19 protein-coding genes are annotated in these 17,251 nt (G+C 64.7%); 9 read left to right on the forward strand and 10 right to left on the reverse strand.

The features are described 5' to 3' along the window. Nucleotides 1-55: 55 nt before the first annotated feature. Nucleotides 56-655 carry a LysE family translocator gene (locus tag CK222_RS20520; protein WP_066994945.1) on the forward strand — a complete coding sequence of 200 codons (600 nt, stop codon included), beginning with the start codon at nt 56-58 and terminating at the stop codon, nt 653-655. Between the two features lie 29 nt (nt 656-684). On the opposite strand, the gene CK222_RS20525 is transcribed toward CK222_RS20520, so the two are convergent. Beyond that, nucleotides 685-1,863 (reverse strand): MFS transporter, encoded by a 1,179-nt coding sequence (locus tag CK222_RS20525; RefSeq protein ID WP_095801622.1) that lies wholly within the window; start codon nt 1,861-1,863, stop codon nt 685-687. A 193-nt stretch (nt 1,864-2,056) separates the two neighbouring features. Between CK222_RS20525 and CK222_RS20530 the strand changes: the two genes are divergently transcribed. The 5 genes from CK222_RS20530 to CK222_RS20550 all read left to right on the forward strand — a co-directional run bounded on the left by CK222_RS20530 (nt 2,057) and on the right by CK222_RS20550 (nt 8,120). Then, a complete protein-coding gene (locus CK222_RS20530) occupies nt 2,057-2,413 on the forward strand; it encodes a helix-turn-helix transcriptional regulator (protein WP_067326737.1) in 357 nt (118 codons plus the stop codon). Then, nucleotides 2,413-2,625, forward strand: a complete 213-nt coding sequence (locus CK222_RS20535) for a hypothetical protein (protein ID WP_245307585.1) — start codon at nt 2,413-2,415, stop codon at nt 2,623-2,625. Before CK222_RS20530 ends, CK222_RS20535 begins: the two co-directional genes overlap by 1 nt. A 183-nt stretch (nt 2,626-2,808) precedes the next feature. Beyond that, nucleotides 2,809-3,597, forward strand: a complete 789-nt coding sequence (locus CK222_RS20540) for an SH3 domain-containing protein (RefSeq protein WP_348628812.1) — start codon at nt 2,809-2,811, stop codon at nt 3,595-3,597. Between the two features lie 380 nt (nt 3,598-3,977). Beyond that, nucleotides 3,978-7,469 carry a carbamoyl-phosphate synthase large subunit gene (gene carB, locus CK222_RS20545; RefSeq protein ID WP_095801623.1) on the forward strand — a complete coding sequence of 1,164 codons (3,492 nt, stop codon included), beginning with the start codon at nt 3,978-3,980 and terminating at the stop codon, nt 7,467-7,469. 315 nt (nt 7,470-7,784) lie between these two features. Further along, a complete protein-coding gene (locus CK222_RS20550; RefSeq protein ID WP_095801825.1) occupies nt 7,785-8,120 on the forward strand; it encodes a hypothetical protein in 336 nt (111 codons plus the stop codon). A 28-nt stretch (nt 8,121-8,148) separates the two neighbouring features. Here the strand turns inward: CK222_RS20550 and CK222_RS20555 are convergent, their stop codons facing one another. Further along, the gene (locus CK222_RS20555; protein WP_067326725.1) at nt 8,149-8,616 is read right to left on the reverse strand and encodes a hypothetical protein; all 468 of its coding nucleotides are present in this window, start codon (nt 8,614-8,616) and stop codon (nt 8,149-8,151) included. Then, the gene (locus CK222_RS20560) at nt 8,617-9,006 is read right to left on the reverse strand and encodes a DUF6152 family protein (RefSeq protein WP_067326721.1); all 390 of its coding nucleotides are present in this window, start codon (nt 9,004-9,006) and stop codon (nt 8,617-8,619) included. 224 nt (nt 9,007-9,230) lie between these two features. Here CK222_RS20560 and CK222_RS20565 point away from each other — a divergent pair, with 224 nt between their 5' ends. Further along, nucleotides 9,231-9,551: a DUF1476 domain-containing protein gene (locus CK222_RS20565; RefSeq protein ID WP_066994550.1), complete on the forward strand. Its 321-nt coding sequence runs from the start codon at nt 9,231-9,233 to the stop codon at nt 9,549-9,551. A gap of 29 nt (nt 9,552-9,580) precedes the next feature. Here CK222_RS20565 and CK222_RS20570 read toward each other — a convergent pair whose 3' ends face one another. The 6 genes from CK222_RS20570 to CK222_RS20595 all read right to left on the reverse strand — a co-directional run bounded on the left by CK222_RS20570 (nt 9,581) and on the right by CK222_RS20595 (nt 15,302). Next, nucleotides 9,581-10,138, reverse strand: coding sequence for a DUF4142 domain-containing protein (locus CK222_RS20570; protein ID WP_095801624.1), 558 nt, complete (start codon nt 10,136-10,138; stop codon nt 9,581-9,583). A gap of 208 nt (nt 10,139-10,346) precedes the next feature. Then, nucleotides 10,347-11,171, reverse strand: coding sequence for a carbohydrate ABC transporter permease (locus CK222_RS20575; RefSeq protein ID WP_095801625.1), 825 nt, complete (start codon nt 11,169-11,171; stop codon nt 10,347-10,349). A 1-nt stretch (nt 11,172) separates the two neighbouring features. Further along, nucleotides 11,173-12,111, reverse strand: coding sequence for a sugar ABC transporter permease (locus CK222_RS20580; protein ID WP_095801826.1), 939 nt, complete (start codon nt 12,109-12,111; stop codon nt 11,173-11,175). Nucleotides 12,112-12,116: 5 nt separating this feature from the next. Further along, a complete protein-coding gene (locus CK222_RS20585) occupies nt 12,117-13,385 on the reverse strand; it encodes an ABC transporter substrate-binding protein (protein WP_095801626.1) in 1,269 nt (422 codons plus the stop codon). Between the two features lie 399 nt (nt 13,386-13,784). Beyond that, complete coding sequence (locus CK222_RS20590) at nt 13,785-14,282, reverse strand: N-acetyltransferase (protein WP_095801627.1); 498 nt, start codon at nt 14,280-14,282, stop codon at nt 13,785-13,787. A 45-nt stretch (nt 14,283-14,327) separates the two neighbouring features. Next, nucleotides 14,328-15,302 carry a lytic transglycosylase domain-containing protein gene (locus CK222_RS20595; protein WP_067326652.1) on the reverse strand — a complete coding sequence of 325 codons (975 nt, stop codon included), beginning with the start codon at nt 15,300-15,302 and terminating at the stop codon, nt 14,328-14,330. A 176-nt stretch (nt 15,303-15,478) separates the two neighbouring features. Between CK222_RS20595 and CK222_RS20600 the strand changes: the two genes are divergently transcribed. Beyond that, nucleotides 15,479-16,048 carry a methylated-DNA--[protein]-cysteine S-methyltransferase gene (locus tag CK222_RS20600; RefSeq protein ID WP_066994936.1) on the forward strand — a complete coding sequence of 190 codons (570 nt, stop codon included), beginning with the start codon at nt 15,479-15,481 and terminating at the stop codon, nt 16,046-16,048. A 20-nt stretch (nt 16,049-16,068) separates the two neighbouring features. Here the strand turns inward: CK222_RS20600 and CK222_RS20605 are convergent, their stop codons facing one another. Beyond that, a complete protein-coding gene (locus tag CK222_RS20605) occupies nt 16,069-16,398 on the reverse strand; it encodes a hypothetical protein (protein WP_067327152.1) in 330 nt (109 codons plus the stop codon). A 273-nt stretch (nt 16,399-16,671) separates the two neighbouring features. Between CK222_RS20605 and CK222_RS20610 the strand changes: the two genes are divergently transcribed. Next, on the forward strand, nt 16,672-16,884 hold the full coding sequence (locus tag CK222_RS20610; RefSeq protein ID WP_066994534.1) for a cold-shock protein: 213 nt from the start codon (nt 16,672-16,674) through the stop codon (nt 16,882-16,884). The last annotated feature ends 367 nt before the right edge of the window (nt 16,885-17,251 follow it).

Raw genomic sequence — 17,251 nt, forward strand, 5'->3', positions numbered from 1 at the left:
TACTGATAGCGCCCAGCGCCTAACATGCAGGCTCCTTCCACCGTGGAGGCTTTGGGTGTCCGAAACCATCATCCCCCTTGTCCTGTTCGCGTTGATCTCGACCTCGACGCCCGGCATCGCCACGACGCTGTCGACGGCATCCGGGGCGCAGTTCGGCTTTCGCCGATCGGTGCCGCTGATGGCCGGCAGCGCCGCGGGACTGGCGTCAGTAGCGGCGGCGGGTGCTGCCGGCCTGGCCGGGCTGATCGCCGCCGTCCCCTCGCTCCAGCTTGCGATGAAGATCGCCGGCTCGCTCTATCTGATCTGGCTGGCGATCAGGATCGGCCGCAGCGGCCCGCCCAAGCTCGACGTGAGCATGGCTAGGCCGAACAGCTTCTTCGGCGGCGCCGGGATTCAGTGGATGAATCCCAAGGGTTGGGCAATGGGCCTGGGTGCGGCCGCTTCCTTCGCGGCGCTTGCCGACGGCCCCTTGCAGTTGGCATTGCTGCTCGGCGCCGTGTTCGGCCTTGCCGCGGCCGTCTCGCTGTCGCTCTGGTGCGTAGCCGGCACGCTGCTGGCACGTTTGCTCCGAACCGAGCGGCAATGGCGCGCGCTCAACATCGTGCTTGGCCTGCTGCTGGCCGCCTCCATCCTGCAGATGTGGCGGCCAGCCTGAGACCGGCAAGTCCTTCAGGTTTGCGAAGTCTATTCCGCCGGCATGGCGACCGGGCGGGCGAGCGCGCGACCCGCGAGCACCACACCCAACCCGACGATCGGGAATACAGCCGCGACCAGACCGAGATCGGCCGGCGCGCCGAAGCGCAGCACCGCGCCCCCGACCACCGCGCCAAGGGCGACGCCGAAATAGAGCGCCGAGGCGTTGAGCGAGAGCACGATCGGGGCGGCATCGGGCGCTATTTTGATGATCCGGCTCGCCTGGGCCGGCGGGAAGGCCCAGCCGACGATGCCCCACGGCACCATCATGCCCATCAGCGCCGGCCCGGCGATCGAATGCGGCAGGAAGGTCGGGATCAGCGAGAGGGTAACGAGCATCGCTGCGCTCAGCCCCAGCGACCAGCAAACCGTGCGCGCCGCGCCGAAACGGTCCGCCGCCTGGCCGCCGGCGATGTTGCCGATGACGGCGCCAACGCCGAATGCGAGCAGCATGCCGGGAAGCGCCAACGGACTGAGGCCGCCGCCCTCGATCGCCAGAGGCGCGATGAAGGCAAAGACGGTGAAGGCGCCGACCAGCGCCAGCACGGTCGTGACCAGGATCGGCAACACGCCGGGACGGACCGCCGCCGCCAGCCGCGCCTTGAGCGGCAACCTGGTGCCGACAATGCCGCGCGGCAGCCGCCACCACAGGATCGCGCCGGCAAGCGCGCCGAGGCCGGCAATGGCAAAGAAGGTGCCGCGCCAGCCGGCAATCGCCGCCACCAGCGCGCCGAGCGGTGCGCCGACCGCGACCGCCACCGTGGTGCCGCCGACCACAACCGCGATGGCGCGGGCCCTGTGATGGTCGTCGACCAGCGCCACGGCGGTGCCTTGCGCAGTTGCCGCGAACAGGCCGGACGACAGCGCCATGACGATGCGTGCGATGAGCAGCAATTCGAAGGACGAGCTTAGCGCCGCGACGATATTGCCGATGACGAAGAACACCAGCGTCCACAGGATGACGCGCCGCCGGTCCCACTCGCCGGTCAGCGTCGCCAGGATCGGCGCGCCGATCGCATAGGCGAGCGCGAAGGCGGTGATCAGCGAGCCGGCGAGCGGAACGGAGATGCCGGCATCCGCGGCAATATCGGGAAGAAGGCTGGAGATGACGAAGCCTTCGGTCGAGATCGCAAACGATCCGAGCGCAAGCCAGAAGATCCGCTTGTCCATGGGATATGTCCTTTGTTCAAAAGTTATTGAACAATTGGACATGAAGGGGCATGATGTCAACGGAACTTGGGCAAATTAGCGGAACCCTGCTGACAGCTCTGTGTCAGGACGGCGTAGAAACCGGGAAGCTGCGTAACCAAGCAAGAAGCGGAGACGCGTTGAAGTTGGTGCCGTTTGCGCTTAATTCTCAACCATGACCTTGCCTCATCCGACCGCCGATCAGATCAGCCTGCCGATCGTGCTTGCCGTGCTCGGCGACCCGACCCGGCTGGCAATCGTGCGCTTTCTCGCCAGCAAGGAAGGCGTGCCGATGAACTGCGGCAAGTTCCTCGACCTCGCCTCCAAGACCAATCTCAGCTACCACCTCGCCAAGCTGCGCGAGGCTGGCGTGACGCGCACCGAAGCGGTCGGCACCAGCCGGCTGATCACCCTGCGCCGCGACGACCTCGACAGGCGCTTCCCCGGCCTGCTCGACAGCGTGATCGCGGCCGCCGGCGAGGACAAGGCGCTTCCAGCGGTCGGCACCGCCGATGCGGAGATCGACGCCTGATGCGCATTGCCGTTCTGGCCGATATCCATGGCAACGTGCTGGCCCTCCAGCCTGCCGGATCGCGTTGTGCGGCAATAGCCATCGCAGCGAGCTCATCCGCATTCCCGCCGGCGCATGTCTCTGAGCAGGACAGCCGGCATGCGCGCTACGGCATCGTCGAGATGGATGCCTCCCGGCCGCTCCGAGGCGATCGCCATCGCCTACGACCATGAAGCTGCCGCAAAGCAGGCCGAACAAGCGGACGACTGGAATGGGCGCACGCGCCGCGGACCGGATTTATAAAGATTGAGCGAAGCTCATATCCATGGTTGAGCGAAGCTCATAATCTGATTGAGCGGAAACGCCAGGATTGCAGTGCATTAAGGATGAAGCGTAAAGTCACGCTCCGATCGACATTGCTGATCGCCGCTCCTTTGCTGCTGGCCGCCGTGCCGGCTTTGGCCCAGGACGCGCCAGCCACGATCATTTCAATCATCGGCGGCCTTGCGCCGGACGATCTCCTCAACATCCGCGCCACCGCTTCACCAGATGGAAAGGTCGCGGCGCGCCTGCCCAACGGCGCAGCCGTGAAGAATTACGGCTGCAAGACCGTCAATAACTATCCCTGGTGCAAGGTCGAGGACACGCAGGACGCGCATATCGTCGGATGGGCGCCGGCCCGCTATCTCAGTCCCAACAACCCGGCCCCGGCGCCCGAGGATGCAGCCGTGCCGGCAACTGACGCCGGCCCGCCACAGGAAGCGAACGCGCCCGAGCCCTCTGAAGAACCGCAGCCGGACATCGCCGCGCGCCTGGGTCGCAGCGAGCCGGCCGATCCGCCATCCGCGGCCGATATCAGCGCCGTCGCCATGCAGGATGCCTACGCCCTCGCCTTCGCCGCCTCGGCGATCACGGAGTCCGACACCCCTGCCCCAGACGCCGCCGACGGCATCCCCTGCGCGCGCCGGATCGGCCAGCCGATGACCCGCTGCCTGATCAGCGTCGCACATGAGGCCGGCGACAGCGTCGTGACCGTGACCTGGCCGGACGGCGGCACGCGCATCATCCACTTCCATGACGGCAAGCCGGCCGGCTCGGACTCCTCCGACGAATTCCGCTTCACCCGCGAAGGCAGCCTGAACATGATCCGCATCGGCGTTTCGGAGCGCTTTGAGATCACGGATCAGCTGGCCCTGGGGAATTGATAGGCTGAAGACGCCGGCGGGACAGCGCCCCCCTCTGTCCTGCCGGACATCTCCCCACTTGGGCCCACTTGGGGGGGAGATCGGCTGTTTTGGCGCCTCGCTTTTTCTTCACCGTCGAAAATTGGCGAAAGCAGTCGTGACGTCCAATCTCCCCCCTCGTGGGGGAGATGCCCGGCAGGGCAGAGGGGGGCGCGAAGGAATGAGACGCCTGGTTTGTTCCGTCACGCCAACCCGCAAACCCTCATTTTCGGGGTTACATCCGCCAAAACTCTTCCCTATAAGGCCCTCCTAGCCTGATACCAGAATCGCAAGCACAACCGGCCGGGTCCTCCCCGCCCGGTTTTTCGTGCAAGCCGCTCGCCGAACGGAATCCATAGACCATGCCAAGACGCACCGACATCAAGTCGATCCTGATCATCGGGGCCGGCCCCATCGTCATCGGCCAGGCATGCGAGTTCGACTATTCCGGCACCCAGGCCTGCAAGGCGCTGAAGGAAGAGGGTTTCCGCGTCATCCTGGTCAACTCCAACCCGGCCACGATCATGACCGATCCGGAGCTGGCAGACGCCACCTATATCGAACCGATCACGCCGGAAGTGGTGGCGAAGATCATCGCCAAGGAGCGCCCCGACGCGCTGCTGCCCACCATGGGCGGCCAGACGGCGCTCAACACCGCGCTGTCGCTGCGCCGCATGGGCGTGCTCGACCGCTACAATGTCGAGATGATCGGCGCCGATGCGCATGCCATCGACAAGGCCGAGGACCGCGCGCTGTTCCGCCAGGCGATGAGCAAGATCGGGCTGGAGACGCCGCGCTCGATGCTGGCCAACGCCACAGAAGTCAAGGACGCCGACCGCAAGATCCACGAGGCCGAGCGCGCCGCGCTCAAAGCCGAGAACCCCGAAAACCTCGATGCCGCGCTCGATGCTTTGGAGACGCGCTGGAATCTCGGCGAAGGCGACCGCAAGCAGCGCTATATCAGCCACGCCATGGCGATCGCGGCGCAAGCGCTCGACCATGTCGGCCTGCCGGCGATTATCCGCCCCTCCTTCACCATGGGCGGCACCGGCGGCGGCATCGCCTACAACCGCGCCGAATTCTACGACATCGTTCAGTCCGGCCTCGACGCCTCGCCCACCACGGAGGTGCTGATCGAGGAGAGCGTGCTCGGCTGGAAGGAGTATGAGATGGAAGTGGTCCGCGACAAGGCGGACAACTGCATCATCATCTGCTCGATCGAGAACCTCGACCCGATGGGCGTGCACACCGGCGATTCCATCACCGTCGCGCCGGCCCTGACCCTGACCGACAAAGAGTATCAGATGATGCGCAACGCCTCGATCGCGGTGCTGCGCGAGATCGGCGTCGAGACGGGCGGCTCCAACGTCCAGTTCGCCGTCAATCCGGCCGACGGCCGCCTCGTGGTCATCGAGATGAACCCGCGCGTCTCGCGCTCGTCCGCGCTCGCCTCGAAGGCGACCGGCTTCCCGATTGCCAAGGTCGCGGCAAAGCTTGCCGTCGGCTACACGCTGGACGAGCTGGAGAACGACATCACCGGCGGCGCGACGCCGGCCTCGTTCGAGCCCTCGATCGACTATGTGGTGACCAAGATCCCGCGCTTCGCCTTCGAGAAATTCCCGGGCGCCGAGCCGGTGCTGACCACCGCCATGAAGTCGGTGGGCGAGGTGATGGCCATCGGCCGCAGCTTCCAGGAATCGCTGCAGAAGGCGCTGCGCGGACTGGAAACCGGCCTCACCGGCCTCGACGAGATCGAGATCCCCGGCCTTGGCTCGGCAGACCACGTCGACGACCGCAACGCCATCCGCGCCGCGCTCGGCACGCCGACCCCCGATCGGCTGCGCATGGTGGCGCAGGCGATCCGCATGGGCACCTCGCTCGAAGACGTGCACGCCATGTGCAAGATCGACCCGTGGTTCCTCGAGCAGATCGCCGGCATCATCGCCATGGAAGAGCGCATCCGCGAGCACGGCCTGCCGCAGGACGCGGCGAACCTGCGCATGCTGAAGGCGATGGGCTTTTCCGACGCACGCCTGGCGTCGCTGACCAGGACCGACGCGGAAGTGATTCAAAAGACCAGGCAAAAACTCGGCGTTCATCCGGTCTATAAGCGCATCGACACCTGCGCCGCCGAGTTCGCCTCGCCGACCGCCTATATGTATTCGACCTATGAGACGCCCTTCGCCGGCGAGCTCGCCAACGAGGCGCGCGTCTCGTCGCGCAAGAAGGTCGTCATCCTCGGCGGCGGCCCGAACCGCATCGGCCAGGGCATCGAGTTCGACTATTGCTGCTGCCATGCCGCCTTTGCGCTGCGCGACGCCGGCTTCGAGGCGATCATGGTCAACTGCAACCCGGAGACCGTGTCGACCGACTACGACACATCCGACCGGCTCTATTTCGATCCGCTGACGCCGGAGGACGTGCTGGAGATCCTGCGCGCCGAGCAGGCCTCCGGCGAGCTGGTCGGCGTCATCGTCCAGTTCGGCGGCCAGACGCCGCTGAAATTGGCCGACGCGCTGGAGAAGGCCGGCATCCCGATCCTCGGCACTTCACCCGACATGATCGACCTTGCGGAAGACCGCGACCGTTTCCAGAAGCTGTTGCACAAGCTCGGGCTCACCCAGCCGAAGAACGGCATCGCCTATTCGGTCGAGCAGGCGCGCCTCGTCGCTGCCGAGCTCGGCTTTCCGCTGGTGGTGCGCCCGTCCTATGTGCTCGGCGGCCGCGCCATGCAGATCATCTACAACGAAGGCATGCTGCAGACCTATCTGCTCGACACCGTGCCCGGCCTGGTGCCGGAGGACATCAAGCAGAAATACCCGGCCGACAAGACCGGCCAGATCAACACGCTGCTCGGCAAGAACCCGCTTTTGTTCGACACTTATCTGACCGGCGCCACCGAGGTCGATGTCGACTGCCTCTGCGACGGCAAGGAAACCTTCGTCTCCGGCATCCTGGAGCACATCGAGGAGGCCGGCATCCATTCGGGCGACAGCGCCTGCTCGCTGCCGGTGTATTCGCTGCAGCCGGAACTCGTCGACGAGCTGGAACGCCAGACCGCCGCACTTGCCCGGGCGCTCAATGTCGGCGGCCTGATGAACGTGCAATACGCCATCAAGGACGGCACGGTCTATGTGCTTGAGGTGAATCCCCGCGCCTCGCGCACCGTGCCCTTCGTCGCCAAGACCATCGGCCGTCCCATTGCGAAAATCGCCGCCCGCATCATGGCCGGCGAGACGCTGGAAAACGCCTTCGCGCATTACGGCGCCATGCCTGACGCGCGCAATCCCGGCCATATCGCGGTCAAGGAAGCCGTCTTCCCCTTCGCCCGCTTCCCCGGCGTCGACATATTGCTCGGGCCGGAAATGCGCTCGACCGGCGAGGTGATGGGCCTCGACCGCGACTTTGCGCTGGCCTTCGCCAAGAGCCAGCTAGGGGCGGGTGTTGATCTCCCCCGCGCGGGCACGCTGTTCGTCTCGGTGCGCGACGAAGACAAGAAGGGAATTCTGCCCGCCGTAAAACGCCTCGCCGAGCAGGGCTTCAAGGTGCTTGCCACTTCCGGCACCGCCCGCTTCCTCGCCGAGAACGGCGTGACGGCGGAAAAGATCAACAAGGTACTCGAAGGCCGCCCCCACATCGAGGACGCCATCCGCAATCGCCAGGTCCAGATCGTCTTCAACACCACCGACGGCCAGAAAGCCGTGTCGGACTCGAAGTCGCTCCGCCGCGCGACGCTGATGCAGAAGGTGCCGTATTACACCACGCTGTCGGGTGCTGCGGCCGTGGCCGAGGCGATCGCGGCGCTAAGGGCGGGGAACCTCGAGGTCCGGCCGCTGCAGGAATATTTTGGGTAAGGCTATTGGCGCTACGAAGCGCACCAGCCACGGTGCAATCTCTGTCTAATGAACGGTCTTGCCAATCTTCGGCGGCAGGCGACAAGGCAACGCTCATTCGGGCGGCCCATTCCAGCGATTGACTGACTATTAATGAACCGTTGCCGCAACCGCTGGCCTATCGACTGAGCGCCCGTTTCGCCTGCTTAGGATTGCGCCGTAGAGCGCGACTTCGTGCCCTTTCATCTCAGGGCATTGGTACCGGCACCGATTAGCAACTTCGGAACTCTGCTTCCCCGCATTCTGCTCGTAGACTAAAAATCTGCGATGAATGACATGTCCGAAGACGAAATCGACCTGTGCTGCCCGCAGGTGGTCGCCGACAACGCCGCCAAGGGGCTGCGCCTGCGCAAGCAGTTTGGCCGCGGCGGCACCGAGATCGGCGTCGCGAGGGCGACGGAGTTGAAGAACCGCAAGAACCTTTCACCCTCGACCATCCGCCGCATGGTCAGCTATTTCGCCCGCCATGAGGTCGACAAGCGCGGCAAGAACTACGGCAACGAGGAAAATCCCTCTGCCGGCTACATCGCCTGGCTGCTGTGGGGCGGCGACGAAGGCCGCGCCTGGGCGCTGGAGATGAAGAAGAAAGTCGGCAACGCGCCGGACATCTGAGCAGCAGCCGGCTCTTCGTGGAACTGCTTCACAAAAACCCTATGAACCGCCCGGCGAAAAGCACGCAGGTCCACAGGCCGAGCGAAATCACGGCCAGGACGGCCGCGATACCCCCGGCCGACTCGGCCACCCCGCTCGTGCGGGTCAAGCGCGTGAAGGCGAGGAAATTGGCCCCCGCCAGCAGGATCAGTGTTATCTTGGCAACGAAGATCGGCATCGCCGCATAGGTGCCCGCCTTTACCGAAAACAGCAGCGCCCCGGTGATGATCGCGCCGCCAAACGCCCCAAGGGCTACGCGGCGCAGCAGCGCGACGAACGGCGCGTGGGGCAGCGAGCGGAAGGCGCCAAGGACGCTGAAATCCATGAGGCCGACGCTGGTGAGCAGCGCGCCGACCGCCATGATGTGCAGCGCATTGACGATCGGATAGGCGACGAAGGAGGCTTTCAGCCCGCGCACCAAGGCAAGCTGCTCGATGCCGGCCAGAAACTCCGCCATCTAGGCCGGCGGCAGTCGGTCGGGATAGACGTCGTAGCGCTTGCCGCCGACGATGATGCGCACCGCCTTCATGCGCTTTTCCGCCTCCTCGCGCGAGCGATGGCCAATCGCGGTCACCGCGTCGCCGACCTTGGCGACCTCCTCGGTGAAGCCGGCGGCGATGGTGCGGGCCGGCGGCGCCATCTCCACCCGCCACACCTCCCCCTTCGCATCGACGTCCAGCGTCGCATGCGGATTGCCGATATAGATCGCCGCGATCTTGCCCTTGAGCTCGAAGAAGTCGTCCTGCGTCCACGACCAGCCGTGATGGGCATAGGCGGCAGTGCCGGCAGCAAACATCAACGCCGCAGTCAGCACGACGCCCTGCATATGGTTCAACGGTGACTTCATCGCCCGTCTCCTCCACTCCTCCTGCCAGGTCGAAAGTAGGCTACGGCCCGGCCAGGTCAAATCACATCGGAGCTTCGGCCCGGCATGGCACGAATTTCGGGTCCGCGGCGTCCACACCACGATCAGGCCTTGCTACAGGCCTTCATGCTCCCCATTTTCGCTTCTCCTGGCCGCTCTTCGCATGCATCGGAGGCGGTCGAACTCACGTCTGAGCGAGGCAAACCATGAGCAGCATGAGGGACCGTCAGGAAGGCTTCGAAAAGAAATTCGCAATGGACGAGGAGACGAAGTTCAAGGCCGTGGCGCGCCGGAACAAGCTGCTCGGCCTGTGGGCCGCCGAAAAGCTCGGCAAATCCGGCGTGGATGCCGACGCCTATGCGAAAGAGGTGGTGCGCGCGGATTTCGAGGAAGCGGGCGACAACGACGTGTTCCGCAAGGTCCGTGCCGACTTCGACGCGGCGGGCGTCGTCCAGTCGGATGCCCAGATTCGCCAGGCCATGGACGAGTTGCTGGCAACGGCGGTCGAGCAGATCAAGGCGAGCTGAGGACCCGCTGCGGGGGCAGAAACCACCCCTCACCCGTGATGCGCCACCGCCAGTTCCTTCACATGCTTCTCGTGCATTTTCAGCACCGGCAGAGTCTTCTTGGCGAATTCCTTCAGCGCCGGGTCGTCGCCGGAATTGGCATAGGTGCTGAACAGCGCGACCGCGTCCCTGTGCGCATCCATCTGCATCTTGATATACTTCCGGTCGAACTCCGTGCCGCTCGCCTGCTTCAGCTCGCCTAGCATCTGCTGTTCCTTAGGCCCCAGAGCGGGGCCGGCCGACTTGATAGAAGCCGTCGTCTGGCCCTGGCTCATCGCCGCCTTGAAATCCTCCCCTGCCTTGGTGTGGTCCCTGACCATCTCGTTGGCAAAAGCCTTGACTTCGTCCGACTGCGACTTCTCCTCGGCCAGCCTGCTCGCCTGGATTTCGAACTCATTGGCATTGGGTATGGTGGTGACGAAAGTCTGCGTGTCGACCTTGTTGTCTGCCGCCATTGGCGCGACATCGTCGCTGTCGCTCGACTGAGCAAGGGTGGCCGGCGCGCCGGCAAGGAGCGCCATGGTGGCCGCGGTCAGAAGCGTTTTCATCTGGAATCTCCGATCAGCCCCTTGCACTTCCAACGCGAAATGGCGCTGCCGGTTGCGTTGAGGGCGTGAAGGAGGCCGTGTTGAGTCAGGGTCAGGCCGAGCCGAGGATGATCGTACCGAGAATACCGGAGCGTGCTTGAAGTACGTGAACACCGAAGCGCAGGACACCGCCATTTGCAGCCCGGCATCACCTGAACATCAGCACGGCCTATCCCTTCACGCCGCCGGCGGTTAGGCCGGAAACGATCTTGCGTTGGAAGATGAGCACCAGCACCACCAGCGGCACCGTGACGATCACCGAAGCGGCCATGATGTTGCCCCAGGGGATCTCGAACTGCGAGTTGCCGGAAAGCAGCGCGATCGCCACCGGCACCGTGCGCTGCGCGTTGTTGGAGGTGAAGGTCAGCGCAAACAGGAACTCGTTCCATGCGCCGATGAAGGCGAGCAGCCCTGTAGTCGCCAATGCGGGCCACATCAGCGGCAGGAAGACGCGAGTGACGATGATCCATGGCGTCGCGCCGTCGAGGATCGCCGCTTCCTCGATTTCGACCGGCAGGTCGCGCAAGAAGGCGGTGAGCACCCAGACGGTGAACGGCAGCGTGAAGATCATGTAGGAGAAGATCAGTGCGATGAGCGAATTGTAGAGGCCAAAGGCGCGGATGATCTCGAACAGGCCGGCCAGCACCGCGACCTGCGGAAACATCGACACCGACAATATGGCAAGCATCAGCGCCGAACGGCCGCGAAACTGGACGCGTGCCAGCGCATAGGCGGAGGTCACGCCGAGCAGCAGCGAGATGAGCACGACGGCGCCCGAGACGACCAGCGAATTCAGGAGATTGCGCAGGAAGGGACCTTCGACCAGCACGTTCCTGTAGTTGGCGAGGCTTAACGCCTGCGGCCAAAGGCTCGCCTCGAACAACTCTGTGCCGGATTTCAGGCTGGTGACGATGGCGTAATAGAGCGGAAACACCGCGACGAAGACGATTGCCCCCACCAGCAGGAAGAAGCCCAGGCGCTTCAACATCGCCATCTCAGCGGCCTCCTTCCAGCTCTATCCGGCCGATGCGGATGTAGCAAATGGTGAGCAGGGCGACGATCAGGAAAAGCAGCGTCGAGGCGGCCGAGCCATAGGCGAACTTGTCGAACTCGAACAGGTTCTCGCGCACGAACACCGACATCGATTTGGTGTGCACGTTGTTGGGCGTCAGCACGTAGATCAGGTCGAAGATGCGTAGCGCGTCGAGCGCGCGGAAGATCACCGCAACCATGACCGCCGGGCGGATGAGCGGCAAGGTCACCTTCCAGAAGATCTGCCACGGATTGGCGCCGTCGAGCCTGGCGACCTCGATAACATCGCGCGGCAGCATCTGCAGCGCGGCCAGGAAAAGCAGCGCCATGAACGGTGTCGTCTTCCAGATGTCGACGATCAGCACCGCGATCATCGCCGTGTCGGTGCTCGCGGTCCAGGCGATTTTCGCGTCGATCAGGCCAAGGTTGAGCAGCACCGCATTGATGATGCCGAACTGGTCGTTGAGCATCCACTGCCACATCTTGGCCGAGACGATGGTCGGGATCGCCCATGGAATGAGGATCGCCGCCCTGACGATGCCGCGGCCTCTGAAATCGGCGTTGAGAACGAGCGCCACGATCATGCCGAGGACCGTTTCACAGCCCACCGAGACTACGGCGAAGAGCAGCGTGTTCCAGACGGCGCGCCACCAGACCGGATCGGCGAGCAGCCCGTCATAGAGCACGCGGCCGCTCGGCATGCTGAGCATCGAGAAATAATTGTCGAAGCCGACCCATTGGCGGGCGTCGAGATCGGCCAATGAGGCGTCGGTGAAGCTGTAGTAGAAGGTGCGCAGGAGCGGCCAGCCGGCGACGGCGGCAAGGACCAGAAGCATCGGCGCCAGAAACAGCCAGGCCGAGCGCACGCGTTGCCGCATCAGGCGCGAGCGGCTCACAGGCATCGCCCTCACCAGCCCTTGCCCTTCAGCCTGGTCAGCCTGGCTTCGAGATCGGCCAGATTGTCGGCGGCGCTGCCGTCGCCCGACATGGTGTTGTGGACGGCCGTCCAGAACTGGCTCGAGGCTTCGTTGTACTTGATTTTGGCGACCGCCGAAGGGCGCGGCGCCGCGTTCAGAAATATCTGCTTCCATCGCGGGACGATCGGCTGTTCCCTGGCGATATCGGGATCGTCATAGAGCGCCTTGATGGTGGGCAGGTTGGACGTCCTCAGCGTCCGATATTTCTGCATCTCGGGCGAGGCGATGAACTTCACCAGATCGATCGCCGCGTCCTGGTGCTTGGAATATTTGGAAACCGCGAGGTTCCAGCCGCCGAGCGTTGCCGTCGGCCGGGCGTCTTCGCCGGTTCCTGCCGGCAGCGGCGCCACATCGAACTTGCCCTTGATCGGTGAGGTCTCGCTGTTGCCGAGCGCATAGGCATAGGGCCAGTTGCGCATGAAGACGGCATTGCCGGTCTGCCAGACGCCGCGCGATTCCTCTTCCTGGTAGGCGAGCACGCCCGGCGGCGCAATGGTGCCGATCCAGCCCTTGACCATGTCGAGCGCGGCCGCGGCTTGTCGATTGTTGATGGAGACCGTGCCGTTGGGCTCGATGATCTGGCCGCCGCCATTCGACATCACCCATTCGAGCGCATCGCAGGTCAGCCCCTCATAGGCGTTGCCCTGGAAGACGAAACCCCACAGGTCCTTGTTGCCGGCGGTGCGCTCCTTGTCCATGACGAGCTTGGCGGAGTCGGCCAGTTCCTGCCAGGTGGTCGGCACCTTGGCGCCATATTTGTCGAGCAGATCCTTGCGGTAATAGAGCGCCGGCGCGTCGGTGAAGATCGGCAGCGCCACCAGCTTTCCGTTCACGGTCTGCGACTGGATGATCGACGGGAAGTGCTCGGCCACGATATCCCTGGTCGCCGCGGTGAGATCGACGAGTTGGCTGGCAAGCTGCGGCGCCCAGATCACGTCGGTCTGGTAGACGTCGATGTCGCTGTTTCCCGCCGCGAGCCACAATCTGAACTGACCGAACTGGTCGGTGCCCGACGGCGGTATCACCACGATGTCGACCTTGTTGCCGCTCCGCTTCTGGTAGCGGTCGAGTATCTCGCGCAAGACCTTGATGCCGTTGCCCGTGTCGCCCGACACGATCGACAGCTCGACCGCGCGAGCCGGCGCCACCGCGAGCATCGCGCCGACGGCAAGTGCGAGGAATGCGCGGTAAAATTTCATGCTGGTGGGCCTCGCCTCGGAACCGTCCACGCGGACCTTGCCGCGTCGGCTGATGATGACCCTCCGCCCGCATTGAATGCGGAGCGACGCTTCGGGGTTCCCGACATGGCCATCGGGGACGGGCCGCGAGGGGACTGACCCGAGTCACTCGGTTAAGGGAGATCTCGCGATTGGCCGCACGCCCAAAGCGGGCGGGCTCCGAAACCCGCCGCCCCGGAGCCCGCCTTGGAGTGGCTGACGCATGCCGGCACAGCCCCTCCGACGCCTTGCCAGCGTCGATCCGCCGATCGGCCGCCCTGCACCACGACGCATTAGCATGCCCTAACGTCAGCTTGTGTGAAGCGGTTCACAATGCGCCCCGCATTCGGTTGTGCCGCCGCAGGCAAATGCCGCGAAGCGTTACCCTTCCCACGCCACTGGGAGCATGTCGAGCCGCTCGTAAAGCCTGAAGGCGGCGGGGTTCTTCACCGTGTTGGTCTTGAGGTCGACATGGGCTGCACCCCTGTCGCGGAAAGTCAGGAACACGTGCCGCATCAGCGCCTCGCCGATGCCGTGCCTTCGCGAGTCCGGATGAACCGCCAGATCCTTGACGAAGCCCGACGCCCAGCAAAGCGCGGCGCCCGCCAGCAGCCCCTTGCCGTCGATGACGAGGAAACAGAGGTCCGGATCGAACTCGGCATCGTCTGAGATGCGCGGCCACCATTCGTCGAACGGACCTTCGGCGCCGTCGTCGAATGCCTCTTCCAGCAGTGCGTGCAGGGCCTGCGCATCCCTGTGCTCGAACGGGCGCATGACGAAGCCTTCCGGCCAATGCGGCGCGGTCAGCGCATCGTCGAGAAGCTTGCGAAGGTGGACATCGTTGGGGGTCGGCGGCCGGCGACTGTCAGTGTCACGCATGCAACTGCCCCAAAAGACCGATGGGACGCGCCTCGTTGCCGGCGCTCAGGCGCCTGGCTGCAGGCGGCGGCGGTCGACGCCGAGACCCGTTTGATCGAGCAGGCCCTTGCGCTTGGCGTCGTAATAATAGCCCGTCTGATAGAGCTGGTCGGCCCGCTTGGCGTTGCCGCCCGAGACCAGCCAGGCGCCGCGCAGATATTTGACAGCGTATTTGAGATTGGTCTCGGCGTCGAACAGGCCGGCTGCCGGCCCGTCATAGCCCATGCCGCGTGCCGTCGCGTGCTTGATCTGCATCAGCCCCCAATGACCGTGATTATAGGCCTTCGGATTGAAGGTGCTCTCACGGTTGACGACATGGCGCACCAGATCGACCGGCACTTCGTAGATCGCCGAATATTTCTCGATCAGCCGCTCGATCTCGGCGCGCGGACCCGTGGCATCCTGTTGGGGGCCCGGTTGGGCAAGCAGCGCCGGGTTCTGCGGCATCACATAGGCGACCTGCTGCACGCCCGGCATGGGAACCACCTTCGCAGATTGGCCGGTGACCGGCATGGCAACAGCGGCAGTCCGGTAGACGGCGGCCTGCTTGAGCGCACCGGGGCCGGTCGGCGATGCGCCGGCCATCAGCACGGGCGGCGGCGGAAACTGCCCGGCCACGGGTGTCGAGCCGGCGAACGCGGCAGGTTGCGCCGGCGGCGGGAGCGCGGCGCCGGGCTGCGCGGGCGGCGGCAACGGCGCGCCAGCCGTCGTCGCGCCAGGCGCCGTCGCCCCAGGTGCCGTCGTCAGGGCCACGGCATCGCCGGTCAGCGCCGCCGTTTGCACCTGAGCGAGGCCGGAAGGCTCCGGCAGCACAGCAACGGTTTCGGGCAGCGCGATGGTTGGTGTGTCGTCCTCGGCGGCCGGCGTCGATGCCGCCGCAAGCGCCGGCGAGGGTTTCATCTGTGAGGTCGAGGTACAGCCGCTGAGGCCGGCAGCGGCAACGAGCACGCCGATCGCGGTGAGGATGATTTTCGCTGCCAAGCCCTGCAGGTCCGATTGTCCGTTGTTGAAAAGTCCTTACACCAGCGATTCCAACCGGGCAATCAGGGCCAGTGTGCAGCTTTCGGGTGGCGAGACTCGAAGCAAACTGCGATATTGTTCCCCATCTGTACTGGGGATGTACCCGTTTTTCGCAGTTTGCGGAAAGGAGCGCACCCATGGAAAACGCATTGCCGATCACGGCCGGCCACGCAGTGTTAGAAACAGTGATCGGCTTCATGGGCATCGCCTGGAGCGAAAAGGGCCTGATCCGGCTCTGCCTGCCCGAGCGTAGCCGCGAAGCGGTCGAGCGCCGCCTGTTTCGCCATGCCGGCGTCTCTACCTCCACCGAACAGCCGCAATGGGTGGTCGAACTGATCGCCTCGATCAAGGCCTATGCGGCCGGGGAGGATGTCGATTTCTCCGGCGTGCCGGTCGATCTCGACGGCGTCGACGATTTCCGCCTCGCCATCTATGACGCTGCGCGCAAGCTCGGCTTCGGCGAGACCACCACCTATGGCGAACTGGCCAAGCGGGCCGGCCATGCCGGGCTTGCCCGCGAAACCGGTGCAGCCCTCGGCGCCAATCCGGTGCCGCTGGTCATTCCCTGCCACCGCATCCTTGCCGCGGGGGGCAAGATCGGCGGCTTCTCGGCTACTGGCGGCTCGGCCACCAAGGAGAAGATGCTGGCCATGGAAGGCGTGCGGGTCGGTCCGCCGCCGGCCGCTCAGGCATCATTCGCGTTCTGACACAGCTTGCCGAAAGGACTCTAATGGCGTGGGAAGATCCGCCGTCGGAAATGCCGGTCGAAGTCCGGCCGTTTGCAGATATAGACGGGGCAGGATTTAGTATCGGCGCTCGGCACATAGGCCCGCGCTCTCACCTCGCCCATGTTGCAGAAGCGCTCGTCCCGCACATAGCGGTCATAAAGCGGCAGTCCCGGCACGCGCGTCGACTGATAGCGCAGGATGACCGCGCCCTGCCTGGCGATCGTCGCCCGCACGCGGTCGCAGCTCATGCGCGTCGGGTCGTAGCGCGAGACGGCCTGCGCCTCGGCGGCCACCAACATCAGGCAGGCGGCAAGCAGAATTGTCCTCATGATCTTCTCCCGCAACAGCAAGCGCATCTTCCCTCCACAACGCATCCCCGGCTGCAAACCTTCCAAGCGCAGTGGGCTCCGTTGGACGCTATCGCGGCACATGCCGGTAACGCCATCTTGTTTTCGTTCGCGAACCATACTATATCCGGCGCATTGAATTTGGCCGATCGATCGGGCCGCGATCTTCGCGTTTGCTGACGTCTATCTCCAAAATTTCGATACCACCGGCCGGGCTTTGGTCCGGTCAAACGAAGCAAATGTGAAGGACTCTACATGGCAACTGGTACGGTTAAGTGGTTCAACGCCACCAAGGGCTACGGCTTCATCCAGCCCGACAATGGCGGCGCGGACGTTTTCGTCCACATCTCCGCCGTCGAGCGCGCTGGCATGACCACCCTCGTTGAAGGCCAGAAGATCAGCTTCGAGATCGAGCAGGACCGCCGCACCGGCAAGTCCGCTGCTGGGTCTCTGAGCAAGGCAGCCTGATTTGGCGCTGGCATTTTGCAGCCGGGCGTGATCGCCTGGCATTGCACAATGCGCCTAGTTAGCGACGCGCACCGGGCGAGAGCCTGGAGCGGGCGGCAAGTCACGGATGTACTGACGGTCGTGCGATAAGCGCGCCGGAGCGAAAGGACCCGACAAGCTGGAACAGCAGATAGCTGCCGGCCCGGCCCCAACGCTTCCGATCAGGCTACCAGCATAGGAAGGCGGGCATTGTCCCGCCTTTTTTGTTGCCTGAATTGGCAAGCCGCCGCCCGCGCTTGTGGTCCCACTTTGCTGCCGGCAAACTGCGTGACCAAAGGCCGTTCGCCGTACCGGCCGACAAGAACTTCACTTCGATGAGACCAATCCG

The sequence above is a fragment of the Mesorhizobium sp. WSM3866 genome (assembly GCF_002294795.1).
Classification (GTDB): Bacteria; Pseudomonadota; Alphaproteobacteria; order Rhizobiales; family Rhizobiaceae; genus Mesorhizobium.

Coding starts and splice junctions, on each gene's coding strand:
- CK222_RS20530 (WP_067326737.1), top strand. CDS start 2,057: ATGACCTTGCCTCATCCGACCGCCGATCAGATCAGCCTGCCGATCGTG.
- CK222_RS20575 (WP_095801625.1), bottom strand. CDS start 11,171: ATGGCGATGTTGAAGCGCCTGGGCTTCTTCCTGCTGGTGGGGGCAATC.
- CK222_RS20565 (WP_066994550.1), top strand. CDS start 9,231: ATGAGCAGCATGAGGGACCGTCAGGAAGGCTTCGAAAAGAAATTCGCA.
- CK222_RS20580 (WP_095801826.1), bottom strand. CDS start 12,111: ATGCCTGTGAGCCGCTCGCGCCTGATGCGGCAACGCGTGCGCTCGGCC.
- CK222_RS20590 (WP_095801627.1), bottom strand. CDS start 14,282: ATGCGTGACACTGACAGTCGCCGGCCGCCGACCCCCAACGATGTCCAC.
- CK222_RS20535 (WP_245307585.1), top strand. CDS start 2,413: ATGCGCATTGCCGTTCTGGCCGATATCCATGGCAACGTGCTGGCCCTC.
- CK222_RS20570 (WP_095801624.1), bottom strand. CDS start 10,138: ATGAAAACGCTTCTGACCGCGGCCACCATGGCGCTCCTTGCCGGCGCG.
- CK222_RS20525 (WP_095801622.1), bottom strand. CDS start 1,863: ATGGACAAGCGGATCTTCTGGCTTGCGCTCGGATCGTTTGCGATCTCG.
- CK222_RS20550 (WP_095801825.1), top strand. CDS start 7,785: ATGTCCGAAGACGAAATCGACCTGTGCTGCCCGCAGGTGGTCGCCGAC.
- CK222_RS20585 (WP_095801626.1), bottom strand. CDS start 13,385: ATGAAATTTTACCGCGCATTCCTCGCACTTGCCGTCGGCGCGATGCTC.
- carB (WP_095801623.1), top strand. CDS start 3,978: ATGCCAAGACGCACCGACATCAAGTCGATCCTGATCATCGGGGCCGGC.
- CK222_RS20610 (WP_066994534.1), top strand. CDS start 16,672: ATGGCAACTGGTACGGTTAAGTGGTTCAACGCCACCAAGGGCTACGGC.
- CK222_RS20600 (WP_066994936.1), top strand. CDS start 15,479: ATGGAAAACGCATTGCCGATCACGGCCGGCCACGCAGTGTTAGAAACA.
- CK222_RS20555 (WP_067326725.1), bottom strand. CDS start 8,616: ATGGCGGAGTTTCTGGCCGGCATCGAGCAGCTTGCCTTGGTGCGCGGG.
- CK222_RS20560 (WP_067326721.1), bottom strand. CDS start 9,006: ATGAAGTCACCGTTGAACCATATGCAGGGCGTCGTGCTGACTGCGGCG.
- CK222_RS20605 (WP_067327152.1), bottom strand. CDS start 16,398: ATGAGGACAATTCTGCTTGCCGCCTGCCTGATGTTGGTGGCCGCCGAG.